General features: G+C 48.1%; 18 protein-coding genes. 14 read left to right on the top strand and 4 right to left on the bottom strand.

Translation table 11 applies throughout. The features are described 5' to 3' along the window. Positions 1–201 precede the first annotated feature (201 nt). Both GS601_RS11930 and GS601_RS11925 read left to right on the top strand, forming a co-directional pair. Positions 202–3,915: a CAAX protease gene (locus GS601_RS11930; protein WP_162423514.1), complete on the top strand. Its 3,714-nt coding sequence runs from the start codon at positions 202–204 to the stop codon at positions 3,913–3,915. A gap of 10 nt (positions 3,916–3,925) precedes the next feature. Continuing rightward, positions 3,926–4,894 carry a YihY/virulence factor BrkB family protein gene (locus GS601_RS11925; protein ID WP_162423513.1) on the top strand — a complete coding sequence of 323 codons (969 nt, stop codon included), beginning with the start codon at positions 3,926–3,928 and terminating at the stop codon, positions 4,892–4,894. Positions 4,895–4,904: 10 nt separating this feature from the next. On the opposite strand, the gene GS601_RS11920 is transcribed toward GS601_RS11925, so the two are convergent. Further along, positions 4,905–6,581 carry an MFS transporter gene (locus tag GS601_RS11920; RefSeq protein ID WP_162423512.1) on the bottom strand — a complete coding sequence of 559 codons (1,677 nt, stop codon included), beginning with the start codon at positions 6,579–6,581 and terminating at the stop codon, positions 4,905–4,907. 10 nt (positions 6,582–6,591) lie between these two features. After that, the gene (locus tag GS601_RS11915) at positions 6,592–7,695 is read right to left on the bottom strand and encodes a linear amide C-N hydrolase (RefSeq protein ID WP_162423511.1); all 1,104 of its coding nucleotides are present in this window, start codon (positions 7,693–7,695) and stop codon (positions 6,592–6,594) included. Positions 7,696–7,850: 155 nt separating this feature from the next. Here GS601_RS11915 and GS601_RS22910 point away from each other — a divergent pair, with 155 nt between their 5' ends. The 4 genes from GS601_RS22910 (at position 7,851) to GS601_RS11900 (ending at position 10,058) form a co-directional block, all read left to right on the top strand. Beyond that, entirely contained in the window at positions 7,851–8,258 is a 408-nt protein-coding gene (locus tag GS601_RS22910; RefSeq protein WP_202925040.1) for a hypothetical protein, read from the top strand. 93 nt (positions 8,259–8,351) lie between these two features. Then, positions 8,352–8,978 (top strand): outer membrane protein, encoded by a 627-nt coding sequence (locus tag GS601_RS22905; protein WP_202925039.1) that lies wholly within the window; start codon positions 8,352–8,354, stop codon positions 8,976–8,978. 188 nt (positions 8,979–9,166) lie between these two features. Beyond that, positions 9,167–9,412 carry a hypothetical protein gene (locus tag GS601_RS11905; RefSeq protein WP_162423510.1) on the top strand — a complete coding sequence of 82 codons (246 nt, stop codon included), beginning with the start codon at positions 9,167–9,169 and terminating at the stop codon, positions 9,410–9,412. A 46-nt stretch (positions 9,413–9,458) separates the two neighbouring features. Then, complete coding sequence (locus tag GS601_RS11900) at positions 9,459–10,058, top strand: DUF3611 family protein (protein WP_162423509.1); 600 nt, start codon at positions 9,459–9,461, stop codon at positions 10,056–10,058. Between the two features lie 92 nt (positions 10,059–10,150). On the opposite strand, the gene GS601_RS23610 is transcribed toward GS601_RS11900, so the two are convergent. Then, a complete protein-coding gene (locus GS601_RS23610) occupies positions 10,151–10,279 on the bottom strand; it encodes a hypothetical protein (RefSeq protein WP_274381975.1) in 129 nt (42 codons plus the stop codon). A gap of 184 nt (positions 10,280–10,463) precedes the next feature. On the opposite strand from GS601_RS23610, the gene GS601_RS11895 reads away from it, so the two are divergent. Continuing rightward, on the top strand, positions 10,464–11,483 hold the full coding sequence (locus GS601_RS11895; protein WP_162423508.1) for a response regulator: 1,020 nt from the start codon (positions 10,464–10,466) through the stop codon (positions 11,481–11,483). A 34-nt stretch (positions 11,484–11,517) separates the two neighbouring features. Continuing rightward, positions 11,518–12,207, top strand: coding sequence for a response regulator transcription factor (locus tag GS601_RS11890; RefSeq protein ID WP_338017022.1), 690 nt, complete (start codon positions 11,518–11,520; stop codon positions 12,205–12,207). Positions 12,208–12,408: 201 nt separating this feature from the next. Here the strand turns inward: GS601_RS11890 and GS601_RS11885 are convergent, their stop codons facing one another. Next, complete coding sequence (locus tag GS601_RS11885; RefSeq protein WP_162423507.1) at positions 12,409–13,575, bottom strand: helix-turn-helix transcriptional regulator; 1,167 nt, start codon at positions 13,573–13,575, stop codon at positions 12,409–12,411. A gap of 244 nt (positions 13,576–13,819) precedes the next feature. On the opposite strand from GS601_RS11885, the gene GS601_RS11880 reads away from it, so the two are divergent. From GS601_RS11880 to GS601_RS11855, 6 genes are read left to right on the top strand one after another with little or no spacing between them, the layout of a single operon-like run. Further along, the gene (locus GS601_RS11880) at positions 13,820–15,391 is read left to right on the top strand and encodes a Cas10/Cmr2 second palm domain-containing protein (protein ID WP_162423506.1); all 1,572 of its coding nucleotides are present in this window, start codon (positions 13,820–13,822) and stop codon (positions 15,389–15,391) included. Beyond that, complete coding sequence (locus tag GS601_RS11875) at positions 15,376–16,389, top strand: type III-B CRISPR module-associated Cmr3 family protein (RefSeq protein WP_162423505.1); 1,014 nt, start codon at positions 15,376–15,378, stop codon at positions 16,387–16,389. Before GS601_RS11880 ends, GS601_RS11875 begins: the two co-directional genes overlap by 16 nt. An 11-nt stretch (positions 16,390–16,400) precedes the next feature. Next, complete coding sequence (gene cmr4, locus GS601_RS11870) at positions 16,401–17,225, top strand: type III-B CRISPR module RAMP protein Cmr4 (protein ID WP_162423504.1); 825 nt, start codon at positions 16,401–16,403, stop codon at positions 17,223–17,225. Continuing rightward, positions 17,222–17,620, top strand: a complete 399-nt coding sequence (locus GS601_RS11865) for a hypothetical protein (protein WP_162423503.1) — start codon at positions 17,222–17,224, stop codon at positions 17,618–17,620. The genes cmr4 and GS601_RS11865 overlap by 4 nt, the downstream gene beginning before the upstream one ends. Before the next feature lie 12 nt (positions 17,621–17,632). Further along, complete coding sequence (locus tag GS601_RS11860; protein WP_162423502.1) at positions 17,633–19,276, top strand: hypothetical protein; 1,644 nt, start codon at positions 17,633–17,635, stop codon at positions 19,274–19,276. Positions 19,277–19,287: 11 nt separating this feature from the next. Next, positions 19,288–20,796: a hypothetical protein gene (locus tag GS601_RS11855; RefSeq protein ID WP_162423501.1), complete on the top strand. Its 1,509-nt coding sequence runs from the start codon at positions 19,288–19,290 to the stop codon at positions 20,794–20,796. Positions 20,797–20,824 lie beyond the last annotated feature (28 nt).

Below are 20,824 nucleotides of genomic sequence, written 5' to 3'. Positions count from 1 at the left end.
AAAGCAACAACCCATAGGATTTCGCATCCTATGAGTTGCATATTTTCTTGTTCTATCGTGATAGCATGTCATTTCAGCGACCTCTAAACCTTCGGACTCGCTGTAGTCGGCAGTCCCAATGTTACTGAAGAACATCAAAAACTATCAAAGATTGACTTAGAAGAGTCACACACTAGCTTTAAATTCACACTACCTGACTTAATGGTTGATTCCTTCCTCAATCAACTCGGCGATTTAATCAGTGGTGCATTCTTCTTTGGTCAGGATGCCTTCCAGAGAGTCGTTCGCATTCCCCAAGGACAAGCGATCGCGCTTCTAGTCGTTCTACTTGCTGGACTTTCATTAGGCATTGGGCAAAGCGTGATTCTGTTTGCAAACCGAGTCAAGCCAGTTCGATTTATTTTGAGCTTGCTGCTGAATGCGATTTTGTTTGCCTTCGGGTTTCTGTTTTTGGTGTTTAGCACTTGGCTAATTGGCTTACTTCCTGGGTTTGTGCAAATCGCCTGGGGCAATTTAGTCGAAGCCTTTGGATTGAGCTATACACCGCTCCTTTTTGGTTTTTTGGGGGCATTGCCTTATCTGGGGAGTCCGATTCTCAACGTGCTATCAGTCTGGCATTTGCTCCAGATGGTAACTGCCGTGAGTGCAGTTGGGCAGGTGGGCGGTGCGACTGCGTTTACTCATGTTGCATTAGGCTGGGCGATGCTGCAACTGCTTCAAGGCACGATCGGGCAGCCGATCGCTCGGTTGGGACAGAAGCTCGATCGCAAAGTGGCAGGGGTGGATTTGGTGAAGCAGCGATCGCAAATCGCCGCACGAGTGGAAGCTGATTTAGAGACGCGGATTCCTAGCTCACAATCTGCGAGTCGTCTGGCTAAAACGGTTCCGGATGAATCTCTTAGCGTAGCTCAATTCAGTGAAACGGCTGCCCTTCAGCTTCCCACTCAGGAGACAACAACAGTCGGCGTTCGTTTGGAGAATCGATTTCAGGGCATTCCTCAAGCAATCCGCCTGGGGTTAATGCTATTGGGGATGCTGCTGCTCTTTGTCGTGGTTGCTCTGCTCCTGCGCCCGATTCGTCTGAGTCTGTTTGGCTGGTATGAAACGCTACCGCGCCCCGTGCGGTGGACATTTGATCTGACTTGGATTGGTATTGTTGCGCTCATCTTTGCTGGATTGCTTGCTCCTTTAGAAACATTGGGATGGTGGGCAGGTTGGTTTGGTGAGGAAGTAGAAACTGCAAACTTATCTAGGAGTTCAACCATTAATCTAGCCCCCCGACGAGTGACACGTCCCGATCGCTATGTGGTTTATCTGGATGGTGTGGGCCAGTCCGGGGAAGCATATACGCCTGATGTTGAGGATTTTCTAGCCGCACTTCAGCCTGCTTTACCTCAACGGATGGAGCTAGTCAGAGGGCTAATGCTCTACTCGGTGCGAAATCAAGCGCTGGTATCTGATCGTCCTTTATCGTGGCTGTGGCGACTTGCCGATCGAATGCGCTGGGACAACCCAATGGCATTGCTAGGACTGATGGTGAATATCCGAAACACTTGGATTGTGGCGGTTTCTGCGGATAAGCGATATGGACCGATTTATAACCAAGGCATTGCTCAGGTTATCTATAACGGCTTAATGGGTCGAGGATATCAGCCGAAAGAAGGCACACCGATTACGCTGATTGGTTATAGCGGCGGCGCTCAGATGGCTGTGGCATCGGCTCCTCACCTCAGACGCGCTCTCGGAACCGAGATCGAAGTGATTTCGCTCGGTGGGGTGATAAGTGCAAATAATAACTTTTTGAAGCTGGAGCATCTTTACCATCTGGTTGGAGATAAGGATGGGGTTGCTGCTCTGGGTCCTCTGCTGTTTCCGGGTCGGCGCAAATGGTTTCCGCTGTCTTATTGGAATCGGGCACTGCGGAAAGGCAAGATCAGCGAAATTTCACTCGGTCCAATGGGACATCAAGTTCCAGGCGGCATTATGGACCCAAATGCTTATTCGCCGGATGGACAGAGCCATTTAGGTTATACGATCGCTCAAGTTCGCTCTATTCTGAACGGGGATTTTCTCATCAATACACCTCCTCGATCTAGGACAATCAGCAACTACGAACTTTACAAGCAAGCAGACTTTAACAATTACACTTACTATCCACTGGATCAAAGGATCGATTCACAATGGTATCGCTCGATCGCGCCGTGGATGGGTCGCCTGATTCTGCCTCAACCCTTAGAGCGTCGTCAGGTTCGCGGGGTCTGGTTTGAAGTTCATCACGCGCCTGCTGGTTATGAATCGCTGATCGGACAAAACGTAATGCTGCGCTGGGCAGATAATCCTACTGTCAAGCAATGGGTTCGAGCTGTTACCCGCGATGTTCATTTCAGTGTTGATGCAGAATATTCCAGTCAGTATGGAGGTACGATTCATCCCGATCGCTTGAATCACTGGCAACAAGTCGATCCGCTCGAATCTCTAGCAGCCTCACATCCTGCTGACGATCTGATCGTCATGCTCGAAGACCCTGTTGAAGTTGATCTTCCTGCGCTTTACGTCCACCATCCTCCCTCAGAAATTACCGGACGCTATTACGGCTTAGTTCGCTTTGACGGTGCGATCGCTAGAACAGATCGTTTTCAGGTCAAACACTTTAATCGAGCAACGCGCGACTTTGACGGATGGACAGAGCAAGTACGCTTACCTGAAGTCGTGGTTGCTCAGTGCTCCGGTAGCTTTCCTTCGACCACGAACAAGTTAGAACAATCGCCGCTCAATGAAATGGGCTGGTATATCTATGGCGCGAAGGATGCGACCGGAACGTTTGTTGTGCGATCTCTCGCACCTCGATCGCTGTTGCGTCTTCAGCCCGATCGCGTTGTGTTTGGCAGAAAAGCCGCTTATCGCTACATTCGACAAGAATCTTGGGCAAAGGCGGTTGAACAAAAAGGCAGAATTTCATCGGTGCTTTGTGTGGGTCGGCAATCTGAGGAAATTCAAGGTGCGATGCGAAGCAGTTCCCCCTTCGGGGCAATCGATGAGTGGAAAGTTGGCGATCGCGCGTTGCTGCTGCATGTTTATGGTGGAATTGGCGGCAATAAAAAAGAACCTGCGGCAGCCACTCCGATCTTTTTTGGTCACTTTGCCTATGGCGTTGCAACGGTGATTCACGATCCGATTAGCGACGAGCGGCGATTTGAGATTCAGTATTACCAGGTCTACACGCACAACACCGATGGCTTAACAGCAGGAACACTGCACTGGTCGCACTACATGGGCGATCGTCAATTTGGCTGGCTGGGTGGGCGTCCAGTTTGCGATATTTTGGTGAAGTTCGATCCGTTTACTGGTAGTTTTGACCTCAATGGAGTTCGTCGATCTGCTGCCGCAGATGCCTCTTCGAGATCGCCACTAGATACGATGATTCATCAGCTTGAAGCGATGACGGCTCGCTATCGCATCGGAGATGGAACAGGTGCAACTTATGTCGGTCCCGCGAACAATTGCGCCCAGGATGCTAACCAAGCTCTGTTTGCGAGTATTCGATCGCTCTCGAACGAAATTGCCGCAAACGAATCTCGCTTACAACTCTGGCTCAGTCAGAATCCGGATCAAGCAGTGCGGTATCAGCAACTTTTAACGGTCAAAGATAAACTCAATTCACAATTGCAGATGTTTGGTTCACCCCGTTCGGATTGGGAAACGAACGAATTCAAGCTTGGCACAACGCTTGAAGATGAGCCGCTCCGAAATCTATGGATTGGTTTGGGCAGTTGGCGATCGCTTCTTCCTCGGAAAGCAAGCGACGCGATCGTCAAAGCATTTTTAGAGCAGGGAGCATCGGTTTGGGTGCTGCGGACGAATCAGGTTGGGGGATACGATCCAGATATCGAACCGATCGCGCCAATGACATTGTGAGCGATGTCCTATGCTGCACTATATTCGATCGACTCTGATCCCCTCTAAACCTGCCCAACTTCTCATTCAGACTGGAATGAAGTGGGATCAAGATAACTGTTCAGGAATGGCGGCTTCGCTATCGTATTTCGCGCTGTTTTCCTTGTTTCCTTTGCTGCTAGTCATGCTCAGTATTATCGGCAGGCTGATTGCACCGGGAACAGATGCGTTTCAAGAGATTCAGCGAGCGGTAGCGCGACATTTACCGCCCGAAGTACACGGCTTGATCAAAGAGACAGTGATTTCGCTCAGTGAAAATCGCGTGGGGGCTGGGATTGTTGGATTTAGTGTTTTGCTATGGACAGCAAGTGCAGTCTTTGACATTCTCAGAAGTTCTGTGAATAAGATTTGGCGTTTACCCCTTCGGGGAACTGCGGAGCAACTGCCCAGTCGTGTTTCTGAAACAGGATCAGCAACGAAAATGGTGCTTTTCTTTGTGGCAAACAAGCTGTTTTCGTTTCTATTAGTGTTTGGAACTGGCTTGCTACTGTTTGCTTCACTGATTTCTAATATTGCTATCAAAGCGATTCTGAAACTGGTTGTAACATTTCAAGAGGCGTTTTCCTGGATTCAGCTTGACGAATTTCTGCTAACTCGAAGTTTACAAACTGGTTCGTCGTTCTTGATTCTGGCGATCGCACTTTGCATCTTGTACAAAATTTTGCCAACCGTTTATGTATCCTGGGGCGATGTCTGGCTCGGTGCGCTACTGGTTGCCTTGCTGCTGGTTGGACTTCAACAACTGGTGAGCAATAGCGTGATCTCGATCGGGAGCCATTTTCTGTCGTATGGTGTGATCGGCGGAGTGATGATTTTGCTGCTGTGGATTTTTCTCACCTGCCAGATCTTTCTGTTTGGCTGCGTGTTTTCCTATGTTTATGCTCATCTAGTCGGCAGCCGTCGTCGCCAGAGTTTGAATCAATCTTCTGAGACAGAATAAACTACCCCGCTTAGGCATTCTCTTCAGCAGGACGTGATGGATATTTGGGGAGGGTGGTCGCAAGTAGAAAACAAAGTCCGGTGAGCAACAGCGCCAGCAGCAGAGAAGTTCGCAGTCCTGAAGTCGTCGCTTCCTGGCTAATCTGGCGCAGAAAAGGCACAACCGAGGGGGGCACTTGGTTGACGATCTCTGCACTGACTTCTTGCCGAGACATCGTTTGAATCATTTCTTGCAGCGTGGCAATCAATCGGACGCGATTTGCAGGAGTGACCGTCTGCCCGATCTGCTGTAAAACACCGTCCACAATATCCCGTGAAGCATAAAAGATCAGCGCTGTCCCCAGAATGGCTTTACCCAACGAACTGCCTAAATTCTGCGCTGGGTTGTAGATTCCTGTTCCTTCGACTCTGCCGTTCTCTGCGGTTGAGTAAGTTAATCGACTGACGTAAGGGGAAAACAAACCTGAGCCAATACCCATGACCAACAGCCCTGGTAGCAAATTGATCGACGATACTTGCAGCGTGAGACTGCGATACAGCATCAAGATTCCAATCGCTAGAAGCGCCAGTCCGATAAACACGATCGATTTCGGGGATAACCGCTGAAATCGTGTGGCTCCATTGCGGTTGCTCCCTAGCCTGAGCAGTTTAAGTGACCCAATCACTACTAGAATTTTCGTGATGTTCAAGGGCATAATGGTCAGCGCTGTTTGGTAGGGGTCAAGCGCCAGCGCCAGTGGGACATACTGAAATAGATTAAATTGTACCCCAGCAATGATCAGCGTATGGAGCATCGCCGCTAACATTCCTAGCACAAATCCCGGCTGTCGCAGCAGTCCAGCCCGCAGAATCGAAGCTTCGCCTTTTCTTGCCTGCCGCCGCTGCCAAAAGCCAAAAAAGCCGAGCAGAATCAATCCCACTGCAATCAGAGGTGGCACGATCGACAAAGGAAACGGTGGCAGTACGACTCCACCAATCGAAAATGCCCGCTTCGGCTCCCACCAGCCAAACTCCATCGCCAGACTCACCCCGCTGAGAATCGATCCCAACCCTAAACAGGACAGTAGCCCACCGACCCAATCGATCGGCTGCTCGCAGTAAAGGCTGAGGTTGGGGAGCGATCGCCGCCGAAACCAGATCCCAATCAAGGCGACGAGCGATGGCACAAACGCCCAGCGCCAACCAATCCTAGAGGCAAGGAAACCACCGAGCAGCGATCCCATCAAGCTACCCAGGGTAGAGACAACAATCAACCCAACGGTTGCCTGCTCTTCAGTTTTGCCTCTGTAAATGAGATCTACGAATGTCCAGGGAGTGCTGACGAGGGGCGTTGCTGCTAGACCTGTGAGTACAGCAAAACTGATTGCTAGGATTGCGATCGAAGGACTCAGAGCCGTTAAGCTGATGCCAATTCCATAAAGCAACAGTCCAGCCAGGAAGACCGGGGTGCGACCAAAATAGCGGCAGAGATTTTCGGTCGTGGGTGCAAAGGCGGCAGTCGTGAGCGAAAACAGGACTAGAACAGTCTGAATCGAGCCAATGCTTGAGTCAAAATCACGTACAATTGCAGGCATGATCGCGGGCAGCACCCCAAGGTTGTACGAAACCATCCAGACCGTCAGCCCAATGATCCTGAAGGGGGAATTGCGGCTCAATAGCTGAGGATGGTTTGCCGTTGGTTCAATCATTGCATTCGGGCTAAGGGTTTACCTGTAAAAACTTCATGGGTTCAGTCGGCTGAAACTGGGCTGAAGTATCGCCTGCGAAGACCGAGCCATCTGTCAGCGTCAGTTTTTTGACCGGACTGCCTGCTGTGAAATCCAGATTGTTCAGATTCACCCAAAAGACATTCGGACTGCGAACCGACTCGAAAAAATAGCGGTTGTTTTTATGATCTGCAACGGTTCGCCAGATGGTTGAGGAGATATTAGGCTGATCAGGGGTACTAATGCCCATCGGCACCGACGCATTCCGAATCACTGAAAATACACCTGCAACGCCTTCGATCGCATCCGCCGTTTTGGGAATGGCATTGATGTAGAACGAAGCGCGAACAAATCGATCGGCGGCTCGATTTGTCCCCGGCAGCATTGTTGTGCCACCAACCGATCGCCAGTATTCATTCAGCGCCATCTGCTGACTATAGATTGGGGAGTTGGTCATTACTTGATAATCAGGGCTGTGGTGAATCATCAGCTTGCCCTCAACATACTCAATGATGGCGGAATCACCTGATGCGTCTGAAAGCGAGAGGTGTATCGTTCCGGGCTTGCCATCTGGCGATATCGCAGGCACAACATCAAAAGGTTCTTGCCCGGTTCCTTCGGAGTTGCGCTCTGCGCTAATCGCGGCAACCGCCTCACTCACGGTGGCAAAGTTGTCTAGCATGTACTGTGCCCACAGCGACAAGCACAAAGTCTGACGAGAATCTGTGGGAGTTGGGTATTGGGTTTCGACGAGATAAAGCAGATTGGCAAACAATCCCTGCTCATTCATCCCGTCAGCAATGCCAACATCCCAGCCTGAGACTCCTACACTGCCGTATTTTGAAATCCAGCGGATCGAATTTGCTCCAGCAGCACCGTCGCGCTCGATACCGCGTGGGAAAGCCCAAATGTTGCTCTTCATATCATTGAGCCAGTCCATCGTGCGCCCGGTAATGACTAAATCTTCGAGTCCTCGATACACTGCGCGGGTACAGCCTAGCACGATCGGGATCGTCATCAGCCCTGTTAACGAGTCCGTCAAAGCATCTAATAGTGTCTTGAGATCCAGATGAAAATCTAATGCAAATTGCAACATAAGAGAGCCTTCGATCGTAGATGTACTGTATCTAATCTGAAGATTACATTAAGCCAGCCGAAGTGCTAATCCCCTAACAAATTTTTAACGGTGTTGGGATATGTAAGAAATACTATAGTGATGACAAAAGCTTAAGAGGAGTAAACATTAGGGTTATGTTAAAACCAAAGCCTTTTTTGTTATGTATCAGCAGCAATCTGTCGATCGCAATCGTACTTTCAGGTACACCTATTCATGCGGAAGATCAGTTACCTCCTTCTAGCAATTCAACCCCTAAGCTCAATCAAGAATATGTTCATTCCGCAGAAGCTCTAAAACAGTCTGCTAGTTTACTGCCTCAGCCTGTTTCGATTGAGTCGCGCAATCTTGCTGCTGTGGAGCCAGCTTTTCCGCACACTGCGATCGCTCAGACAGAGACGCCCACATCACCGCCCTCTGAACCGTTTTCTAGAACGACCAGCGATCGCTGGCAATATTCAGTCGAACCCTATTTCTTTGTTCCCTTAAGTGTGAAGGCGGATGCCACAGTTGCTGGACGCTCCGCTTCGATCAATTTGGGCTGAGGGAGCATTTTAAATTTCGATCGGGCGTTTGATGCTGGAATTCGGTTTGAAGCTCAAAAAGAGCGATTAGGTCTGATTTTGGATGGATTCTATGTGTCTGCCAAAAACAGCGGCAACCTTGGGGTAACGTTTCCTCCAGGGAGTTTGCCAGGAGTCGCAGCAGGGATTTCTATCCCGGTGCGGGCAAGTGCTGATGCCAGCCTATCCGTTCGCCAAGGAGTCATCGATTTGGCAGCAGCCTATCGCGTTGTTGATACAACATTGGGCGATTCAGCAGCGACCAGGCGCTTCCCTCGACTCTTTGTTGATCCGATCGTAGGACTCCGCATTTTGAGTCAAAAACTAGAAGTAGATAACGTTCGCCTGAACAATATTCCTGTCGGCAATCTTCCGATTCCAGTTCCGCCTCCAGTAAATCAGAACTTTCGCACAAATCGAACAACGGTTGAACCCCTGATCGGCGCACGGATTGGATTAGATTTATCTGAACGCTGGTCAGTGGGCATCCGGGGTGATGTCTCTGGATTTAATCTCTATGCTGACAGAAACTTGACCTGGAATCTGCTAATTGGTACTCAATATCAACTTTCTCCTAATACATCGCTGCAACTGAGCTACCGCTTTAACAATTTTGATTTCGAGGATGGTTCGGGTTTGTCGCGAACCAAGTTGAATTTGCGCCAAAATGGGTTGTTACTTGGTGCAATATTCCGCTTCTGAAGCACTATGAGCGCAATGGTAAGGAAGCCATTCTATTTCTGAATCTTTCATATCAGTTTCATAGTTTAGTGATCTATGCTTGCATTACGCTCGATCGTCTAATCGCTATCGTGACCATAAGCACAATTTCTTCTCTTCATCAAAGGATTGGTGAGTTGTAAGTCCTATCACTAGATAGAAAGTATTCTATGGAAACCGTGCTCATTTCGCTCCTACCTTATATTATCGGCATTGCTGTCTCACCCATACAAATCATCATCAGTTTGTTGCTGCTCCTTATCTTGATTCGTATCCTCATGCCCGAACGCTCGAAGTATTTCCTCACCAATCTTTCAGGCTGGTTGACCCAACATAGCCGCTCAATCACGATCGCTGTTGCGATTGTTTTCGGTCTGTATTTCTTGCGCTCTGGTATCAGTGGGTTACTTGCGTAGAAAATTTGAAGAGTCGATATTTTTAACCTTAAATCGAAATTGTCCTATGTTCAACTTCTTTGATCCTGAAGCATCCAGCCTAACGCCTCGACAGATTGCCCGATCTTTTCTCTGGCTTGGCTGGATCGGATTTGGGCTGCAATGTGCGCTAGGGTTCATCCCGATTTTAGTTGTGGTTGCGAATGTTCTCATTCAACCAGGACGGCAGCAAACCGGGGCGTTTTCGTTGGGCTTATGGATGGCGATCGCTTGCTTATTCATTCTCATGTTCAGTATCTACTGGTGTTTTCGCTATACCCGACTTGCAAGTAAGTTAGAGGATCGCGATCTACGTCCTGCGAAATCTGAAGTGATTCGAGATTTGAGACTCGGACTTGTTGCGAATACGGGAATTATGACGATCGCGCTGCTGATTGCTCTATTTCGGGTAGGAGAATTAACAATCAGAATGTTGTCGTTGCCGCAGGGTGCAACCGTCGTTACTCCGAATCAAGTAGGTACAACCGTGGGATCATCAGGAACATTGATTACACCCTCGAATATGATTGCAATCCAAGCCATGATCAATACGATCGCGGCTGGATTAGTTGGACTAATTGTAACAATGCTGCTGCTTTATCAAGTTAGACAACATCGCAACTCTTAACATTGGTGAGCAGTACATCATAATATCAGTTTCATATCTTATTGTTCTAATTTGAAGAAGCAACGCCTGACATTTATATCAGTAGATGCTCATCACAACACACGATCGCTCCAAACGACCCACCCAGTACTTCCCGCTTTCGCCTCTCGAATGTTTAACTGTTTTGACGCATAGCCCTCAATCATCTGTGTCTGATAGTCACCCACATTCAAAGTAGTCACCCACATTAATCATTCACGACTCGAAGTTCATTCGGAATCTCCGTCCCCTGCTCTAACTTCCACCAGTTCTTCCCGCTTCCTTTCGCAAACAATTTCTAAATCCATCTTGCCTGGAGTATCCGTTAATCTGAGGATTTGCTCTACATTCTTTAATCTCTGCATTCTTTAATCTATAGTCTTTGATATGATGCCTGACCCCGTTTCTCGTGGCGATATTTTGATTGTGGACGACACTCCCGACAATCTCCGATTGTTGTCTACCATGTTGAGTGAGCAAGGGTACGACATTCGTAGCGTGATGGATGGAGCGACCGCATTGATGGGCGTTCAAGCGCAACCGCCAGATCTAATTTTGCTCGACATCAATATGCCAGAGATGAACGGTTACGAGGTTTGTCAGCACTTGAAGGAAAACGCCAACACGCGATCGATTCCGATCATTTTTATTAGTGCGCTGAATGAAGCGATCGATAAGGTTAAAGCCTTTGCGATCGGGGGCAGTGACTATATCACAAAACCGTTTCAAGCTGAAGAAGTCTTAGCCCGCATTGAGAATCAACTCACGATTTGCCGTCTAACTCAGCGTGTTGAGCAATTAGCCACCCTCGAAGAACGCAATCGCATCGCTCGTGATATTCACGATTCTCTTGGACATGCATTAGTGGCGTTGAATATCCAGATCGAAACAACGTTGGCATTGTGGCAGGATCATCCCCAGAAAGCCTATGGGTTTTTAGTCGAAGCGAAACAACTCGGTTCTGATGCGCTGAGCGCCGTGCGGGAATCGGTTTCGGATTTGCGATCGCAACCCCTGCAAGGAGCATTATTTGAAACTGCGATCGCTACTCTGATGCAAGAATTTCAACAATCAACGGGAATCCGTCCCACCTATCACATTGAGCTAACGCAACCCACGTCCCATGCGCTGAATACCGTTGTGTACCGCATTGTGCAAGAAGGCTTAACGAATATTTGCAAGTATGCAGACGCAACGGCGGTGACACTAGAAATTCACGCTTCTGCATCCGGTTTGTCGCTCTTACTAGAAGATAATGGTAAAGGCTTTTGGGTAAATGAACCGAGAACCGGATTTGGGCTAAAAGGAATGCAAGAACGAACGGCAAAGCTAAACGGGCAGTTACACATTAATAGTAAACCTGGAAATGGTTGCCGGATTACAGCTTATTTCTCTTTACAAGCTTAAAATATAAATCTGCAACAGTAAAGGAAATTACTTTATGGTTAGTACGATGATTCGTATATTGTTAGTAGAGGATCAGGAAATTGTGCGGCGAGGATTAAAAACGCTTTTGGATCTCCAACCGGATTTGCAAGTGGTTGCAGAAGCAGGGAATGGACAAGACGCCATTTTGCAACTTAGCACGCTACAGACGGTTGAGCGCTTCCCGGATGTGGTGTTGATGGATATCCGAATGCCGATTCTAGATGGTGTGAAAGCAACGCAGCAAATTTGTCAGCAGCATCCTGACCTCAAAATTTTAATGCTCACGACCTTTGATGATGCGAAGTATATCTCAGAAGCGTTGCGGTTTGGGGCAAAGGGCTATTTGTTGAAAGATACCCCTGCTGCGGAATTGGCAGAGGCAGTGCGATCGCTGCATAAAGGCTATACCCAATTTGGACCTGGAATTCTTGAACGGTTGATTGCCCATGTGCCTCAAGTGCTGAACGACGACGACTTACCACCCGGAATCAAAGAACTCACTGCCAGAGAAAAAGAGGTGTTGTGCCTGATTGCCAAGGGTGCGAGTAATCGAGAAATTGCCCAGACTTTGTTTTTATCAGAAGGAACAGTACGAAATCATATCAGCCATATTTTGACGCGATTAGAGTTGCGCGATCGCACTCAAGCCGCGATCGTAGCGAATACGTTTCTCGACTATTTAATGGCTTCTGGGCAGGTCTAGCGATCGTGCATTGATTCGGCAATGAGCTAAGGTTTGCGATCGCGACTATGCGCTTTCCCAAGGTTTAGGTTGTCGGCGCAAATCCCTGCTGTTGTTGGCTTTGAGAGCAGCGATCCACCAGAAAATTCATCTTATTAGACTTATCCGGTTGCATGGATCATTTAGAGGGAATTCCCTTTGGTCCCGAAATCAGCCGCTCTCTCATTTTCCGCTTCCCCTTTGCGAATAGCGCTCCATCATCTGCTGCGATCGCACCGCATACTTTTCCACCCACTCCACCGGAGCCAACACCTGCGCCTGCTCCAAAAACCGATTCACCCATCGAAAAAACTCCTCCAGCGATCGGCGCGGTAACACCACCGCATAATCCACTGCCTCTACCTGCCCCGCCCCATTCTTCACCACCTGAAGTGTCTGTTTCGGATGCCGCCGATTTCCCTCCACAATAAACGGCACCACCCGTTCAAAAAAGCGCACCTTTACCTTCACTGCCGTCGGTTGTCCTGATAGCTCCTGCTGTTGCTCCTCACGCTCCCCCAAATTGATGCCCCACCCATCGCGCAACAACTGCTCTACCCGGCGCAACTGCTGCAATTGAATCGCGGTTCCCCGTGGTGCCATCTCCAGTCTGCGACACTGAGCCGCCAACCGGTCTACCCGCATCGTCACAAACTGCCCTGTCTCCGTCTCCTCATAGACCAGATACCAAGCAATATCGTGGTAGAGCAATTGCAGTGGGTATACCTGCAAAAATCCCCGTGGCTTCTGATGGTAGGGGTCTCGTGCATGATAAATCTCGACCGCTTGCCCCTGGACGATCGCGCTTTCGAGATCTTCTAAACACTCAAATAGGGTCTCTCGCTCATAGATGCCCCGTTGTCGAAGCTCATCCGGATCGGTGTAGAGAATAACTTGATGGGACTGCGATCGCACCGGATAAAACAGTTCGCCCTGCAACTCCAGATTCAACCCTCGCAGCCGTTGCTCAAGTTGCTTCACTACCTGACGAATTTGCGGATCTCCCTGCGCTTCTGCCTGAATCTGTAACGCTTGCCATGCCGCTTGTAGCTCAGCACGATCGAGCGCGCCTGTGCCCAGATAGTAGCCCCAGCGATACATACGTTGATCTAAAATGCCATACTGCCGCAGCGTTTTAAGATCTTTACGCAATGTGTGTACAGAGCAATCTAAAAATTCGATTCCTAGCGTTTCTGATATTGTTTTCATTCGCGTTAGTACTGCTTCCATTGCATCATGATCGTCCTCTTCTACAAACGGATCGGGCGAACCCACTCCCGGATACTGAACGAAGGTTGTAATCAGTAAGAGCAATCGTGTGAAGGCTTTGAATTCACTGTAGGGATGCATAACTCAACGTAGGTATGAGATGTGTCGGAGCTTTCTGTAAAAATCTAAATGTCAATTCAAAAGAGAATATTTCTAACATACTGGTTTTTCTAAAAAACGCTCTCTCAAAAGCCATTATGGGCAATCTAAACTTTTGTGAACATATTTTTTGTTCCTGGGACATCACAGAGATTGCTTGTTACATTTGTGACGTTAATCAAAAACTAGGGGTCTGTCCCCTATTCGCGGCAAATTTAGCAGCACTATGTCCAAGTACACGGCGATCAGCTTTGCTCCCGTACAGGGATTCATCGAAAAATCTCGTAAGTTACGCGACTTGTACGGAGCTTCTTTAATTTTGTCTTACCTGAGCCAAAAGCTGGCTGAAGCGGCTGATCAGCCACCCGATCTCATCGTCATTTCTCCAGCGCTCATCAATGTTCAAGAAGGAATGCCAAATCGGATTTTAATTAAAGGTGACTTTAATCGCAATGAGGTGACAAACACACTGATTAAAGCGTGGGAGCATGTGCTTGTCACATGCCAGACTTGGCTAGAGCAGGAAGCATTCCCTCAAGAACAGTTCTGCTGGCAAGTAGAATGGCTACGCTGGAAACAATATACCTGGGAGATCTTTTGGGGACAGGGATCTGAACCAGATGAAGCAATGCTGGATCTAGAACGCCGCAAACTGAAGCGAGATTGGACAGGAATCAATTGGGTGGGTGAAAGTTCAAGCTTGAGTGGAACCGATGCGATCGCAGGACCGCGTCTGGGTGAAGTTCGCGATCTAGGAAAATCTTTGACACCCGACCAACATCAGCAATTCAGGGAAGAACTTGAGCTTTTCTACCGACGTTTATCCTGGCTACTGGATGCTCCAGATGAGCGCATTGGGAAACCTCCGTTGTCGATAGCAGCATTAAAAGAATATGAGGAATCTAAGCCGGATGATATTGGCAAATACATTGCTATTAATGAACGTCTCAGCATTCCTGAACTCGTTAAACGTCTTGTGACCTACACGCCAATCGCCGAGACCATCGGGATGACTCCGTTAGGAGAAGGCTTTACAGAAATTAAGCGCGAGGCAAACACGGGCTGGTTTATGGGAGATGGCGACAAAGTAGGGGACAAACTGAAAACGATCACGTCTGATGAAGAACAAACAATCTTCAGCAAAGCGATGCGGGATTGGGGTAAAGCTTTCAAAAAAGGCTTTCCTAGAAAGTTGGGTCGGGTCGTTTATGCTGGTGGAGATGACTTCTTGGGCATTCTCTACAACTCTGAACTTAAGAGTAGCGATTTATCAAATCAAGCCTTGGTCTGGTTGAAGCAATTTGATCAGCAGTGGCAAACCCACGGTCAGAATATCAACGTCAGCATGGGATTTGTCTGGGCTGCCAATCGAGTTCCTCAACGGGATGTTCTTCAGCATTGCCGCGAAGCAGAGAAGATCGCAAAAAATAAAGGGCGCGATCGCGTTACCATTCGAGTTCTCTTCAATAGCGGACAGTTTGTGCAATGGACTTGCCCTTGGCAGCATTTACCGATTCTAGATCGCTGTCGAAACTGGACTCATCTATACAACGACTGGGCGCACTTGCGATCGCGTCATGCGATTCGATTTCGAGAGGTCAATCAGAACCCAATCGATCGAGATATTGCGTTAGCTATGCTTGATCTCTACTTTGACGATTTAGGTCAGGAAATTCAAAATCATCCTCAGGAAGAGGGTCAGTGGCGTGCGATAGCTGGTGACAACACCGATGCAGCAGTTGTGCAGTGGATTCATGATTTAGTGCAAGTGGGGTGGCAGCTATGTTCAAATACCTAATTGTTGTGTCTCCTTTGGGCTTTCTTTATGGCAGTTCTGGCGCTTTTTTGTCGCCCGAAAACCTAATAGGGCGCTCAGGGTCTAAATTTCCGCCCGATGCAGCAACCCTTGCAGGACTCTTTTTTAGCGAGAATAAGCGTCATGAAATCGCGCCGCACGAAACTCTAAAGCATGAGCTATTTGTCTCTGGACCTTTCTGGGCAAAACAGGATGATCCAGACACATTCTACGTGCCAATACCGCGCCACCGACTCATTGAAGACGATAAAGATGATGAATGGAAACTGAATGCCCAACGCCAATGGCAACGTGATCCAGCCAAGCAGGATATCGAGATTCCTTATCGCTGGCAAAGCATTGACGCATGGCAACGCAACGCTTCAAAGATTCGGAATAATCAGGAAATGAGCAAGGTGCCCTGGGAATATGTGTCGTTTCTGCATCCTCAGATGAAGTCCGATGAGCGGCATGTTTTAGATCAGGATGGGCTGTTTCTAGAGAACGCAGTGCAGATGGACGAAGACCATTGTTTGGTTTATCTATCCACTTATCCGTTGCCGGATGGCTGGTATCGGTTTGGGGGTGAAGGGCATATGGTTGAGATTAGCTCGCAGGAAATCAAGCCCGACAGCCCGATTTATGAATTACTCAACACCAAGATCCAGAAAGCCTGTGCTTTGATTGTTCCTGGGATTTGGGGATCTAAGCATCTCTCCCACCGTTATCCGAAGCATTCTGAATTCCCGCGAGCAGGAATGAAGATGCTGACGGATAAACCGATTCCTTACCGTTATCGCATCGGTCAGCGATCAACACAGCGAGGCAGACTAGGGCGTGGGCGCTATGCTGTGCCACCAGGGACAGTCTATGTATTTAAGAAACCCTTGGAAAAAACCTGGTGGGATTTTCCAGAAGAGTGGTTTCCCAGGGAAGGACTGCCACTCAAGCATTTTGGGTGTGGATTGTGTCTTCCGGTTGAAATTGATGGTGTCGCATAAGGAGAATAGTCATGTACAAACGAGCCTACGGAATTATCGAAGCCCTAGCCCCGCTGCATGTGGGAGCTACAGCAGGCGAAGAAAGCGGCAACCTCAATCTGATTTTTCGCGATCAGTTTACGCAGACAGGAATTGTTCCAGGGAGTTCAATTCGCGGACGTTTTAGGTCGGAGATGCGACGTGATTTGGCAGGTAGTGAACACCAGTGGTATGGTGCGCCTGCGGAAACAGGGGAGTCAGATTCGACTACAGAATCGGTAGTGAAGTTTGAATATGCGTCGTTGCTATGGCTTCCGGTTTTTTGCCCAGGACAGCCTGTAGTTTGGGTTACTTCTCCCAAACTGCTAAAACGCTATCAGCGCATTGTGGGCGGCGAACTGAAAAATGCTAGGGTGCCAGAAAAATATACAGGTTCATCAACGCTGAAAACACTTAACGTTGAACGTAAACAGAAACTCTTCTTTAACTTTGGATTTTTGGATCTTAAGAAAACAGAGAGTCTAAAACATTGGTTTCCTGATGGTGAAGAATTACCTGCGGTGGTTGTGGCTGACGATGAGATTGGAATGATTCACGACATGGCGCTGTATCGTCAAAGCCGAGTGCACCTGAAAGATGATGAAAAACGGGTGGTGGATAGGGGCGGATTCTTCAATACCGAAGCTTTACCTGAAGGCACAGTGATGGTGTTTCCGATTGCCATTCGCGAAACGGAGGATGTTTGGAAGCCCTTTGGCGAAGGCAATCAGAGTGGTGAGATTTACTTGGGTGGGTTAGAGTCAATCGGATTTGGAAATTGTCAAATCACGTTGAAGGGTGAAGGAGTAGCCGCATGAGTTGGAAGCTATACGAAATCGATCGGATTGCTCAAGAACTAATCATAAAGTTTCGCGATCGCGAGGTGCTAGGCGAAAGCCACAAGATGCGAGCAACAACTGCCTATGGGCTAGAGCGCTTTTGGGGCGAACATTTGCGACTTGAGCAAAAGGAGCGGGACAAAGCGGCATTTTGGAAAGCAACTTGGGATGCGCTTTGCCAAATTATGAAGCAAGCAGGCATCACGATTCCCAATGATAAGGTGAGTCCTCAAAATACTGGATCAATCAAGGCGATGTCAGAAAAGCTGTGGGCTTTTGATATTGAGGAACGTAAGATCGCACTAGCAATTTTGATTGAGCTTTGCGATAGCCTTGTCTGGTGGACGCAGCGCTACAAGAAACCTAAAAATTGAGGGATAAGCAAAATGTCGGATCATGACTATGTTCCGTTAATGTTTCAGGCGCAAGTAGAGGAGCGATCGCAGATTCAACGGTTAATTCCCAGCCAGAAAGCAGAGCAACAAGCCTATGACTGGGCGCAGCAATGGCAAGAAGCCTGCGATCGCAAAACGGTGCCGACGTTTGAGGCACATGTGCAAACTCGTGAGCACAGATTCACTTGGCGCATGGTGACAAACAGCGGTCAAGATGCGGGGGTGATTCGTCCGGTGATTGGAGAGCGGGGCTGGGCTTATTTTCCTGGCTCTAGTATGAAGGGTGCTTTTTTGAGAGCTTGTAGGCAACTTTGTCCACTAGATGTGCTGCGCTTTTGTGGCGGCAAGGGCAAAGACGGGGAACTCCAGCCGGGTCTATTGCGCTTTCACGGCGGCTATCCTAAAGATGCTAAGTGGTTGGATGATTCACTTGTTGATGTGGTGCATCCGCAAGAAGACTGGCAGCTAAATGGACAGAAAAACAATGGCGCATTTATTCAAATTTCGCTGTATCAGCCTACGTTTGTTTTCGGGATCTCTAGCAATAAGGTTTTGAGTTCAACAGAATGGGCAACCATCTGGCAGATTTGGGAGCAGGCGATTGGGCGCGGCATTGGTTCGCGCGTCAGTGCAGGCTATGGACAAACGAGAAACCACGGCGAGAGCAATCTACTAACCGTGCGGCTGTGTGGCGAAGGTATTGCCTCTCAGCGTATTGATAAAACTGGAGAGTTTCGTCCGAATGTATTCAAAGCAGCGTTGCGAGGGCATACCCACCGATTGTTGAGTGGAATCGTTGATGAAGCAACGGCAGAACGATTTACTAAGGAACTGTGGGGCGGCTTTTTAGGGAGAGACGGCGCGATCGCAGGTAAGTTAGGAACTGCTTTCAACGCGCCAGATTTAGAACTTCGCGATCAGTATCGCGCTTCAGTGTATGACACGGGAGAAGCAACCCTTAACTTATTGGTCATGCAAGATGTATCAGAGCAGCAACGCAAAAACCTTAAAATTTTGCTAACTCAGATCATCAAATTTTCACTGCTACTAGGAGGTTTTGGCAAATCTTGGCGACGAACGGATCATCGTCTGTTTTTTCCAAAGTACTTGGAGGATTCACACAAATGTATGATCGGATGTCATTGGGAGTTGCTGGAAAAGTCCTTGAGTTTCTGTGTTCCGGTGAAGCAATTATCAGATGTGACGAGATTTCTAGATGGGTTGCAGGGCAAAATTGCAGGATTTCCAATGTTGAAAGATCTGTCGCCTAGACCCCCTGATGTCACGATGAAGGAAACCTGGCGCAAAGAGAATGTCGAAGTTTGGGGACGGATTGCGGAGGATGAGGATGATTCTGTAGCGGTGAGATGGTTTCATGGAGCCTATCATGGACAAAACTCAATTTATCGCTCCGACCTAACTGGCAAAATGGGGCAAATTGGGCGAATGTGGCATCGGATGTATCCCCGCTATTTACCGCCTCTGGCGGAGAAAACGCCGCCGCGAAAGACAGAACAATTTGTCGAGCTACTGACGATTTTCCCAAATCGATCGGGCAACCCAGATGAGGTTTCTAAAACGCAGGATTTTCTCAAGTTTCTGCGGGATAACAGTGATTTTGAAAAACTTTGGTAGTTAGAGCACTCATGAATATTTGGCTAGTAACAACGGGAAGTAGCGATGTGCAACTCACAAATAATGAGGATTGGAATGATTGGTATCGGACGATTAAAAAATCGATTCAAAGGCTGCCGTTTAAGCCAACTAGAGCAACGGATGATGAGAATGAACCCTATCGCTTGCCTGCAAGGGTGCTAGGGATTGCTTATGACCGCTTGGCGGAGGCGATTCAACCCAACCTCACCTTTCCGCTGTTGGATGGGTTTACGCAGGAGTTGAAGAAACAAGCAGTGGAGATCACTCAAATCATCGTGCTGATGAGCGATCAAGCGGATGTCTTTCCTGAATCGGAACGCGACACAAACCGCTCTCCCTACTGGCAGGATACTTGTCTGCTTTATCCAATTTTGGAGCGCTACTTTTGTGAGCATTTTCCAGAGGCACTGCTGACACCATTGCTGCTAAAACCAGATTCTGTCGATCGTGGGTTGGATAATTGGGATGCGGTGCTGGGATTGGTGCAGCGGGAAATTAGAAGTTTGAACATTGAACCAGAGACGGTTTATGTGAGCCATCAGGCAGGAACTCCAGCAATTTCTTCGGCGGTGCAATTTGCGAGTTTGGCGAAGTTTGGCGATCGTGTTAAATTCCTCGTCAGTAGTGAGTATCGGGAGGATAGAACTCATACGATCGCAAGTTCTAAATACCTCGGTGCAATTCGTTTACAGGAAGCTAAAGCACTGCTCGATCGCTATGATTATGCAGGTGTCAAGGTTTTGATTGGTGGGGCACTTGATACTCAGACACAAGTTTTTTTAGATGCGGGAATTCAGTGGAATTTGGCGGATTTCCAGAGCTTCCGAGACTTACTATTGAACTCGAATTTTATCAAAGCAGAAGATTTTAAATGGTGGTCTTTTGGCTATGAGTCTGCCTATTTAGCTGTTATTCGTCACCGTCAAGGCAGTATTGTGGATGCATTGTTTCATAGCTTTCGATCCGTGGAAGGGCTAATTTGTATCTGGGCAGAGACGACGTACAAAGACTATATAGTCTATGACAAAAAAGGCTCTCCTCAAGTCACTGAGCGCATTAAGGACATCTTGCCGGAATACTGGGAGAGAATAGAAGAGAAGCAGAAGAAATGGCTCACTGAACAGCGTGAAAAAAATCAGCAGTCTATAGATAAAGGTCAAGAAGGGCTTCCATTGAGTACAGGACTATTCAGTCAGAGCCTATACATGCTTTTTGAAACGGTTCGACCGGAGTCTAAGAAAAATAAGTACATAAAGACGGTTTTGTATAGTGCAAAAGATGAGAGAAATCAGCAGTTTCATCGGCTCTTAGGCTTGCAAGAAGAGAATTTATTTCAAGCCTGGAAAGCTACCAACGTTGAAGAGTGGAATGCTGTTCTGTTAGGCTGCCTAAACTTTATTGCTCAGGTAGACTCAACGAGCAATTTTGAATCAATCAAGTCTACTAGTTTTATGGCAAAGGTACATCAGGAGTTGAAAGACACGATCGCATCTCTCTAAAAAAGGCGATCGCAGCCTACGAGCTACA

This window comes from Myxacorys almedinensis A, from assembly GCF_010091945.1.
GTDB lineage: Bacteria > Cyanobacteriota > Cyanobacteriia > Leptolyngbyales > Leptolyngbyaceae > Myxacorys > Myxacorys almedinensis.
The sequence above is the reverse complement of the archived record's forward strand: the minus strand, read 5'-3'. Positions and strand labels throughout refer to the sequence as shown.

Bases quoted from the DNA above. Each gene is read 5' to 3' on its own strand.
- GS601_RS11930 (WP_162423514.1), top strand. From the start codon at position 202: ATGGTTGATTCCTTCCTCAATCAACTCGGCGATTTAATCAGTGGTGCA.
- GS601_RS11925 (WP_162423513.1), top strand. From the start codon at position 3,926: ATGCTGCACTATATTCGATCGACTCTGATCCCCTCTAAACCTGCCCAA.
- GS601_RS11920 (WP_162423512.1), bottom strand. From the start codon at position 6,581: ATGATTGAACCAACGGCAAACCATCCTCAGCTATTGAGCCGCAATTCC.
- GS601_RS11915 (WP_162423511.1), bottom strand. From the start codon at position 7,695: ATGTTGCAATTTGCATTAGATTTTCATCTGGATCTCAAGACACTATTA.
- GS601_RS22910 (WP_202925040.1), top strand. From the start codon at position 7,851: ATGTTAAAACCAAAGCCTTTTTTGTTATGTATCAGCAGCAATCTGTCG.
- GS601_RS11905 (WP_162423510.1), top strand. From the start codon at position 9,167: ATGGAAACCGTGCTCATTTCGCTCCTACCTTATATTATCGGCATTGCT.
- GS601_RS11900 (WP_162423509.1), top strand. From the start codon at position 9,459: ATGTTCAACTTCTTTGATCCTGAAGCATCCAGCCTAACGCCTCGACAG.
- GS601_RS11895 (WP_162423508.1), top strand. From the start codon at position 10,464: ATGATGCCTGACCCCGTTTCTCGTGGCGATATTTTGATTGTGGACGAC.
- GS601_RS11890 (WP_338017022.1), top strand. From the start codon at position 11,518: ATGGTTAGTACGATGATTCGTATATTGTTAGTAGAGGATCAGGAAATT.
- GS601_RS11885 (WP_162423507.1), bottom strand. From the start codon at position 13,575: ATGCATCCCTACAGTGAATTCAAAGCCTTCACACGATTGCTCTTACTG.
- GS601_RS11880 (WP_162423506.1), top strand. From the start codon at position 13,820: ATGTCCAAGTACACGGCGATCAGCTTTGCTCCCGTACAGGGATTCATC.
- GS601_RS11875 (WP_162423505.1), top strand. From the start codon at position 15,376: ATGTTCAAATACCTAATTGTTGTGTCTCCTTTGGGCTTTCTTTATGGC.
- cmr4 (WP_162423504.1), top strand. From the start codon at position 16,401: ATGTACAAACGAGCCTACGGAATTATCGAAGCCCTAGCCCCGCTGCAT.
- GS601_RS11865 (WP_162423503.1), top strand. From the start codon at position 17,222: ATGAGTTGGAAGCTATACGAAATCGATCGGATTGCTCAAGAACTAATC.
- GS601_RS11860 (WP_162423502.1), top strand. From the start codon at position 17,633: ATGTCGGATCATGACTATGTTCCGTTAATGTTTCAGGCGCAAGTAGAG.
- GS601_RS11855 (WP_162423501.1), top strand. From the start codon at position 19,288: ATGAATATTTGGCTAGTAACAACGGGAAGTAGCGATGTGCAACTCACA.